Source organism: Roseivivax halodurans JCM 10272 (genome assembly GCF_000521785.1).
GTDB classification, from domain to species: Bacteria; Pseudomonadota; Alphaproteobacteria; order Rhodobacterales; family Rhodobacteraceae; genus Roseivivax; species Roseivivax halodurans.
On the sequence record NZ_JALZ01000118.1, the window covers coordinates 1 to 1,130 of the forward strand.

1 protein-coding gene and 1 pseudogene are annotated in these 1,130 nt (G+C 68.4%); both read left to right on the forward strand.

Annotation, left to right across the window (positions count from 1 at the left end; genetic code table 11):
- The coding region (locus OCH239_RS21385) for an extracellular solute-binding protein (protein ID WP_037267539.1) at nucleotides 1–733 on the forward strand (733 nt) is incomplete at its 5' end.
- Nucleotides 730–1,130 (forward strand): annotated as a pseudogene (locus tag OCH239_RS21390) (sugar ABC transporter permease); the annotation flags it as partial. The gene OCH239_RS21385 and the pseudogene OCH239_RS21390, both read left to right, overlap by 4 nt.

Below are 1,130 nucleotides of genomic sequence, written 5' to 3' on the forward strand. Positions count from 1 at the left end.
GGCGGAGGGGCGCGAGGGCATCCTCTTCAACGGCGGACGCTGGGAAGGCACGGCGTTCGACTGGCTCGGCAATTTCTGGGCGCAGGGCGGCCGGCTCGTGGACGATGACGGTCGTCCGATCTTCGCGGAGGGAGAGAACCGCGGGAAGTTCCTCGCGGCCGTGGAGTATTACCGGGATCTCGTCGAGAGCGGTGCCGCCCCGCGGCGGGTGACGTCGATCACCGATTACGACGCGTTCAACGCCGCGGCAGCCGCCGGAACGGCGGCGATGTTCGTGGGCGGGAACTGGCAATACGGCCAGTTGCGGAACACCCTCGACGACGCGACCTTTGCGAACTGGAAAGTTTCCGAGCTCCCTGGACCCACGCCCGATCAGCGGGCCACCGGCACCGGCGGCTGGAGCATCGCAGCGCTGTCGGAGGATCCGGCCAAGGTCGAGCTGTGCGGCGAGATCGCGAAGGAGATCTATGCCGGGCCCGGCAACGCCTATCAGGGCCTCCTGCCCACGTCCGGGGCGATCTACGACCGCTACGATGCCTATGACGGCCCTGAATTCGACCTCTTCGCGGCGGCGCTCGAGAACGGGGTCTCGCGGCCGGGGGCGGCGATCTATCCGGAAATCTCGAACCAGATCCAGATACTCATCGGCAACGTCCTCTCCGGCACGGCCTCGCCCGAAGAGGCACTGGACGCGGCAGCCTCCGCGGCCCAGGCCGCCTACGATCGGCAGTGAGGAACGCGCCCGAGCGATCCCCGGGGCAGGACCATCCGGCCCCATGGCTGATCCCGGCCGTCGCGGTGCTGGCGGCGTTTTACGCGGTGCCCGTTCTGGACGTGGGGCGCCTTGCCTTTAGCGACGCCACGCTGATCGATCCGGCAACCGGGGTGTCGACGCGGGCGGTTGCGGCTGTCTTCAGCGACCCGGCCCTGCCGGGCGTGCTTGGAACCACGCTTCTGTTCGTCGGCATAAATGTTGCGGCGCTTCAGGCGCTTGGCCTTGCCATCGCGTTGATGATCGCGCGCGGAGAGCGGCGGGGCCTGCCCGGCATGGCCGCATTCCGGACGCTGGTGCTTGCCGCCTGGGTCGTGCCGGGCATCGCCAATGGGTTGATCTGGCAGATCCTCTTCGA